At 50.1% G+C, this 7512-nt stretch carries 9 protein-coding genes and 1 rRNA gene; all 10 read right to left on the bottom strand.

Annotated features, from left to right (window positions below; genetic code table 11):
* Positions 1-100: ribosomal RNA gene (locus tag CBW46_RS19920) — 16S ribosomal RNA — on the bottom strand; the annotation flags it as partial.
* A 417-nt stretch (positions 101-517) separates the two neighbouring features.
* Positions 518-2005 carry a lysine--tRNA ligase gene (gene lysS / locus CBW46_RS19915; RefSeq protein WP_089201714.1) on the bottom strand — a complete coding sequence of 496 codons (1488 nt, stop codon included), beginning with the start codon at positions 2003-2005 and terminating at the stop codon, positions 518-520.
* 307 nt (positions 2006-2312) lie between these two features.
* Positions 2313-2789 carry a transcription elongation factor GreA gene (gene greA / locus CBW46_RS19910; RefSeq protein WP_089201713.1) on the bottom strand — a complete coding sequence of 159 codons (477 nt, stop codon included), beginning with the start codon at positions 2787-2789 and terminating at the stop codon, positions 2313-2315.
* A 192-nt stretch (positions 2790-2981) separates the two neighbouring features.
* A complete protein-coding gene (gene dusB / locus CBW46_RS19905) occupies positions 2982-3998 on the bottom strand; it encodes a tRNA dihydrouridine synthase DusB (RefSeq protein WP_089201712.1) in 1017 nt (338 codons plus the stop codon).
* 20 nt (positions 3999-4018) lie between these two features.
* Positions 4019-4228: a helix-turn-helix domain-containing protein gene (locus tag CBW46_RS19900; RefSeq protein WP_089201711.1), complete on the bottom strand. Its 210-nt coding sequence runs from the start codon at positions 4226-4228 to the stop codon at positions 4019-4021.
* On the bottom strand, positions 4213-4716 hold the full coding sequence (gene folK, locus CBW46_RS19895; RefSeq protein WP_089201710.1) for a 2-amino-4-hydroxy-6-hydroxymethyldihydropteridine diphosphokinase: 504 nt from the start codon (positions 4714-4716) through the stop codon (positions 4213-4215). The genes CBW46_RS19900 and folK overlap by 16 nt, the downstream gene beginning before the upstream one ends.
* A 6-nt stretch (positions 4717-4722) precedes the next feature.
* Positions 4723-5085: a dihydroneopterin aldolase gene (gene folB, locus CBW46_RS19890; RefSeq protein ID WP_089201709.1), complete on the bottom strand. Its 363-nt coding sequence runs from the start codon at positions 5083-5085 to the stop codon at positions 4723-4725.
* Between the two features lie 90 nt (positions 5086-5175).
* Entirely contained in the window at positions 5176-6030 is an 855-nt protein-coding gene (gene folP / locus CBW46_RS19885; protein WP_111361098.1) for a dihydropteroate synthase, read from the bottom strand.
* Positions 6027-6923 (bottom strand): aminodeoxychorismate lyase, encoded by an 897-nt coding sequence (pabC, locus tag CBW46_RS19880; RefSeq protein WP_089201708.1) that lies wholly within the window; start codon positions 6921-6923, stop codon positions 6027-6029. Before pabC ends, folP begins: the two co-directional genes overlap by 4 nt.
* The gene (pabA, locus tag CBW46_RS19875; RefSeq protein WP_089201707.1) at positions 6920-7501 is read right to left on the bottom strand and encodes an aminodeoxychorismate/anthranilate synthase component II; all 582 of its coding nucleotides are present in this window, start codon (positions 7499-7501) and stop codon (positions 6920-6922) included. Before pabA ends, pabC begins: the two co-directional genes overlap by 4 nt.
* Between the last annotated feature and the right edge of the window lie 11 nt (positions 7502-7512).

Raw genomic sequence — 7512 nt, 5'->3', positions numbered from 1 at the left:
GTCCGCCGCTAATCTCACCCGAAGGTGAGATCCGCTCGACTTGCATGTATTAGGCACGCCGCCAGCGTTCGTCCTGAGCCAGGATCAAACTCTCCAATAAAGTGCTGCGTAGCAGCGGTCTATCAGCTAAGCTTGTCTTAAGCTCAAAAACTAATGCTAGCGAGAATTTTCATTCTCTTTATTTTACACTCACTCGTTGTTCAGTTTTCAAAGGGCAATTTATTGCGGTTTTAAAGCCACGTCACACTGGACGCTGCTGGCTTCTCTATTCATGTCGTCCGTTTAGCGGCGACTTTTATAATATACCACATCCGACTACCTCTTTGCAAGTGTTTTTTTATCACTTGCTGTCATCCATGATGTATAAAAAGCGACCGGCCGCAAGCGACAAGAAGTAATATAACAAAGCGCAAACACAAAAGCAATGGTAATTCTTACCTAATAACAAAAAAAGCGCAGTCTTGGAACGAACCAAGACGCGCTTTTCACATAGAACAAGTGCAGGCGGCTATTCACCCTACCGTTCGCGCATAAGCGGGAACAGCAAAACATCCCTGATGGATGGTGAGTTGGTCAGCAGCATGACCAAACGGTCGATGCCAATCCCCAACCCGCCGGTCGGCGGCATACCGTACTCCAGCGAGCGAAGGAAGTCCTCGTCCATCTCGTGGGTTTCATCGTTCCCCTGCTCGCGTTCGATCAATTGCGCTTCGAAGCGTTCCCTCTGATCGATCGGGTCGTTCAGCTCGGTGAACGCATTCGCGTGCTCCCTGGCCACAATAAACAATTCAAACCGGTCTGTAAAGCGGGGGTCCTCCTCGTTCTTTTTGGCAAGGGGAGAGATAGCGACCGGATGGCCATACACAAACGTTGGCTGAATCAGCGTTTCTTCCACGAATGTTTCAAAGAATTGATTCACAATATGACCGAACGTCATCGTGGGTTCCACAGGAACATTGTGTTCCTTGGCTAAGCGATGGGCTTCTTCATCTGACATGTGCTGACTGAAATCAACGCCAACCACTTCTTTGATCGCGTCCACCATCGACACGCGTCTCCATTGTGGTGTCAGGTCCACGACATGGCCTTGATACTCGATTTTGGTGGTGCCCAGCACTTCGGTGGCAATGTGGGCGATCATTTCCTCGGTGAGGCGCATAATATCCCTGTAATCGGCATAAGCCTCGTATAGCTCGATCATCGTGAATTCCGGATTATGCCGCGTTGAAATACCTTCATTGCGATAAACGCGGCCGATCTCATACACTTTTTCCATGCCGCCGACAATCAACCGCTTGAGATGAAGCTCAATGGCGATCCTCATATATAACTGCATGTCCAGAGCATTATGATGCGTAACAAACGGGCGGGCTGCCGCGCCGCCAGCGACTGAATGCAGCGTGGGGGTCTCCACTTCCAAATATCCGCGGGCGTCCAAATAGCGGCGCATCGACTGAATGATCTTGGACCGCTGGATGAACGTTTTTTGCACATCCTGATTCATGATCAAATCGACATACCGTTGCCGGTAACGCAGCTCAACATCCTTCAAACCATGAAACTTATCAGGAAGAGGCAGTAACGACTTGGTCAACACCTCAATGTTCGTCGCCTTAATTGAAAGCTCTCCTGTTTTCGTTTTGAATACAGTGCCTGAAATGCCGATGATGTCTCCAATATCCAACAGATCGAACGCTTGATATTTGGTGGTGCCGACGGCGTCCTCCCGAACGTAAATTTGAATCTTCCCGGTCAGGTCCTGCACGTGTGCGAACCCGGCTTTCCCCATACCGCGCTTTTGCATAATTCTGCCGGCGACGCTCACCTGAGCATTTTCTTCGTCCAGCTCTGCTTTGCTTTTATCAGCGTAAGCTTTAAATAGCTCTTCTGCATGATGTGTTACTGCGTACTTTTTACCGAATGGGTCGATGCCCATACCGCGCAGCTCGTCCAATTTGGCGCGGCGAATCTGCAGCAGCTCATTCAGCTCTTGATCTTCACTCATCGTTCCAGCTCCTTATTAGTATAACCTGTGGTACACGCACAACCGGTGCTGTGCAACGCAGTGCGGCAGATCGCTGCCTCCGCCGAGGCGTGTCGTGCTATCTGCAAGTCGGGGCACCACCATGCAAAATCACCACAACGGTGCCAGACCCGTGCGTTTCCGATTCCGCCTTCAGTCGGCGCCGCTCTGACACCGTTGTCCGCTCGCGTTCTAATCGATGACTGCTGACCATGCACGCCGGCTAATATTATAAAAAAGCTTCCGAAGGAAGCTTCTATTGAATGTGTGGGGTGGATACCGTGTGCAGTTACTTCTTAATATCGATAATTTCGTACTGAATGACACCGGCGGGCACACTGACATCCACTGTCGAACCTTTGCTTTTACCCAAGATGGCCTTGCCAACCGGGCTTTCATTTGAAATCTTGTTTTGCAGCGGATCGGATTCTGCAGTGCCGACAATGTTATATTCCACCACATCGCCAAACTCCAGATCCTTCAATGTCACGATGGCGCCGACACTAACCGTATCCGTGCTGACGTCCTCATTGTTAATAATCCGGGCGTTACGGAGCATTTTCTCCAAAGTCATGATTCTGCCTTCGATAAAAGCCTGCTCGTTCTTGGCATCTTCGTATTCGGAGTTCTCGCTTATATCACCGTAGCCAATCGCTACTTTAATTCTCTCTGCAACCTCGCGCCGCTTAACGGACTTGAGATGTTCCAATTCTTCCTCGAGTTTTTTTAAACCTTCCTGCGTCAGGATGACTTCTTTTTCAGCCATTACAACGATCCCCTGTCATGTGAAAGATTTTCATATTTCGAACTGAAGCATCGACTATGAATTCACTAATAATTAATATATTAACCATCAAAGCCCTGATGACTGTTGTGTTCCGGCAATGACTATTGAATGATTATATTGCAACCCCATACAAATGTCAATCTCAGCCAAATCAGTGAAAACTCATCTGTTTTAATGCACGAGCGGTGCGTTCTCATGCTGGTCCGACGCGTCTTTTGCTTCCATCGAGGCCACAAAATCCTGGAGCACTTGCGCCATGGCGTCCCGCTTCGTTTGTTCCATAATCTGGTCCTTAACGCGTGCGGCGCCTGGCAGCCCCTTCAGATACCATGCGAGATGTTTGCGCATTTCTTTTACAGCCACAGTCTCGCCCTTCAATGCAACCAGCCGATCCATATGCAGCAGCGCGATGCGGATTTTCTCCTGGCCCGTCGGCTCAGCAGGCAGTTCACCGTTGTCCAAATACTGGATGGTGCGATACAACATCCAAGGGTTGCCCAAAGCGGCGCGGCCGATCATAACGCCGTCCACACCCGTGTGATCCAACATCCGTTTGGCATCCTCCGGCGAGAATACGTCTCCGTTGCCGATGACCGGAATGGAAACCGCTTCTTTTACCTCCTTAATGATATCCCAGTTCGCGTGCCCGGTATACATTTGTACACGGGTTCTGCCATGCACCGATACTGCCGAACCGCCGCCGTTTTCGACCGCTTTAGCGTTTTGTATAGCATATACATGCTCGTCGTCCCAACCTATCCGCATTTTGACGGTGACCGGTTTACTCACAGATTTTACGACAGTGGAAATCATCTGCTCTATCTTTGGCGGATCTAACAGCCAGCGTGCACCGGCATCACACTTAGTGATTTTAGGTACCGGGCATCCCATATTGATGTCAATAATATCAGCATTGGTGTTTTGATCGACATATTTAGCTGCTTCCACCAAGGTCTCCGTATCCCCGCCGAAAATTTGCAAACTTAGCGGTTTCTCACGCTCATCCACGTACAGCATATCCAAGGTGCGAGAGTTTCCGTGCAAAATCGCTTTATCGCTAACCATCTCCGCACATACAAGACCAACGCCGAACTCCTTGGCAATCAAACGAAAAGCCGGATTACACACCCCGGCCATTGGAGCCAGTACAACTTTATTAGGCGCTTCAACAGTTCCAATTTTTAACATGATTTCACTCCTTTCTGAAGTTATTTTGCAACTGGTAAAAGTTCTTCGGGGTCGATTCCCAATACTTCAGATATTTTTGCAATGATCTTCGCGTCGGGCTTACGCGTGCCCCTTTCGATGGCGCCGAGTATCGCAATAGAAACATCCAATTGATCAGCCAACTCGTTCTGTGTGAACCCCTTTAGCTTGCGAAAGGCGCGGATGCGCTGAGCAATTATGTTCTTTTCCATAGGGTAATGCCTTCCTTTCCGTTAAACCTCTCAGCCAGCGCCGTCCATTCGGCAGACTGCTGAGAATGATGTGATTGCACGATTTCAGCCAACGGCACAAGTACGAAGGCTCGCTCCATCATCCGCGGATGCGGTAAAGTTAACTGCGGCTCGCTCAACCGTATGTCCTCGAACAACAGCAGATCCAAATCAATGGTTCTCGGGCCCCATCGCACCTCGCGCGTACGTCCGAGACTCTGCTCCACGCTTTGCATCACCTGCAGCAGCTCCAATGGCTCGAGCGTGGTGACCACTTCAATCACCATATTCAGAAAAGAGTCCTGATCGGTCACGCCGACGGGCTCGGTTTCGTATATGTTGGATTGCGCCGACACCTTAATACTGCCCTGCGCATCCAGCTGTCGTATGGCCTGCAACAAAAACCGCTCACGGTCCCCGATATTGGAGCCGAGGGCTATATATGCGTAAAATGGCGGCGTTAAGCCCATCAAATTTTATGCCCGCTTTCTATGAATTTCAACCTGTACGCCATCAAAAAAAATCGCCACCGGCGGATGTGGTTTAAGCACGCGCACGGTAACTTCATTTATACTAGTATAAGTTCGAAGAAGCTCGGATGCAATACATTCTGCTAAGGCTTCAATCAGCTTGAACGCTTTTTGTTCGACAATAGCTTTGATCAGCTCGTATGCCTCTGCGTAATTGACCGTAGCTTCCATGTTATCCCGCGTGCCGGCCTCGCGCAGCGGCAAATGCAGTTCCACATCCACCTGATAGCGCTGGCCCAGTTTATTCTCCTCAGGGAAAACACCATGAAACCCATAGAATTGCATGCCGTTCATCATTAATTTGTCCACATACCATCGCTGCCTTTCTGCAGTGTCTAGAACCGGATATTACTTACTCGCAAGGCGCTTCGAGTTCGGGGCTGTGCATTCAATTCGCTCTTATTGCGCAGGTGATTGCTGCCGGAGAATCGCATCTGTCATTAAGGCTACACGTTTCATCGCTTTGACATCGTGCACTCGCATAATTCGGCAGCCCTGCATGATGCCCATCGTAACCGTTGCCGCGGTGCCTTCCACTATATCGTGCGGTGGCAGGTCCAGTGTCTGGCGCAGCATGCTCTTACGCGAGGTTCCCAACAAAACAGGATACCCCAAATCCACAATGCGATGCAGTTCGCCCATGAGTTGGAGATTCTGCTCGTAAGACTTCGCAAATCCGATGCCCGGATCCAAAATAATATTTTCATCTTTGATTCCTGCAGCATGAGCGAGTCCAATACTTTCCAGTAAATCATGGATGACGTCAGGAATAAAGTTATCATACACTGCTTCCACACGATTATGCATCAACACAATAGGACAAGCATATTCGGCAGCGATGTGCGCCATGGCCGAATCTTTTTTCAATCCCCAGATGTCATTGACGATATGGGCCCCGGCTTCGAGCGCCTGTCGCGCCACCTCGGCCTTATAAGTGTCCACGGAGATGGGTACCGTAATTCCGGCTGAGCGTATGGCTTTAATCGCTGGGATTACTCGCTTCAATTCTTCCTGCAATGATACCGCCTGGAAGCCGGGCCGGGTGGATTCGCCTCCAATGTCAATGATATCAGCGCCTTCGGCTATCATGCGTCGGGCTTGCTCTACGGCCGCGTTCACATCGGTGAAACGTCCGCCGTCGGAGAAGGAATCCGGAGTCACATTCAAGATTCCCATAATCAGCGTCTTCTTCTTTATGTCTAATGAAATTCCCCCGCAGTGCAGTGAATCGATGCCCTGTGGCCATTTAATCATTGCTTTTCACCTTCATTTACCAAATATTCAATGTGCTCTCTGTACATCTGTATCAAATGACGTGTCAGTTCCCCCGCCTTGCCGGCCCCGATGAGCTGACTCATACCAACCGTATTATATAAGGTGGAAATGGGAATAATCTCCTGGACGGAATTGGTGATAAAGACCTCATCCGCACAAATCAAATCCGCCCATGTATACCAGCCTTCTTCAGCTGCGATGCCCGCTTGCGCCGCCAAGCGCAAAACCAGTGCACGCGTAACGCCCGGCAAAATACCGTTGTCCAAGGCAGGAGTACACACGCGCCCGTCCTCGCAGAAGAATAAGTTACTTACAATCCCTTCCGCCAAAAATCCCTGTGCATCGGTAAACAGTCCTTCAGCCTGGGCAGCCCAGGGGTATTGTGACAGCTCTCTGTTCGCTAATATGTTGTTCAAATAATGCAGTGATTTGAGTCGGCCGGCCCCCTCCGGCGTATTCCTCGGCAGACGCAGCAGCTGAAGCGGCTTCCCGGCGAGATACAAATCTTCATCACGCGGAGGGAGATGTTTGATGTAGACAATCACATTCGGCTGCGAATACTGCTCGCCCGGCAACCCTAGGATGTCAGTGCCGGCAGTGACGGTAAAGCGAATGTACGCATCGCTCAGGCCATTGATATCTAAGAGCTGCTTGATGATGCGGAGCCACTCCCCTCGGTCGGCAGTATAACCTATTCCCAGCTGCTGGCAGCCAGCAGTTATGCGAATCATGTGTTCGTCTAATAAGAACGGCAGTCCGTTGTAAGTGCGAAACGTCTCAAACAACCCGATACCGTAGAGAAAACCGTGATCGTATACGGAGACCACGGCCTTGTCTTCATCTATGAGTTTTCCATTGACGTTAATTATCACGCTGACTTCACTGCCGTTTCGCGCAAAAAGTTCCGCAGTATTTGCAGACCGTGGTCTGTGATAATTGATTCAGGATGGAATTGTACACCTTCCACCGGATATTCTCTATGTCGAAGAGCCATAATCTCTCCCTCGGCGGTTTCTGCGCTGATTTCCAAGCAATCAGGCAAAGTTTCCCGCTTGACGATCAACGAGTGATAGCGCGTTGCTGTGAAGGGGGAGGGCAGACCCTGGAACAATGTTCTTCCGTCATGCATAATTGGTGATGTCTTGCCGTGCATCAGACGTTCCGCCCTCACCACATCGCCTCCGAACACTTGCCCGATCGCTTGATGGCCGAGACAAACGCCGAGAATCGGAATCTTCCCTTTGAAATGCTCAATCACGGATAAACTGATGCCCGCTTCATTAGGCGTGCAAGGCCCGGGAGATATCAATATATGATCAGGCTGCAGCGCCTCAATGCCCGCTATATCAATTTCATCGTTTCGGCGCACCTCTTCGCGTTCGCCCAGTTCGCCTAAATATTGGACCAGATTATACGTAAAAGAATCGTAATTGTCGATGACAAGGATCATGCTCGGACCTC

The organism is Paenibacillus xerothermodurans (genome assembly GCF_002220865.2).
GTDB lineage: Bacteria > Bacillota > Bacilli > Paenibacillales > NBRC-103111 > Paenibacillus_S > Paenibacillus_S xerothermodurans.
Note: the sequence above shows the minus strand (reverse complement) of the source record. Positions and strands in the feature narration are given on the sequence as shown.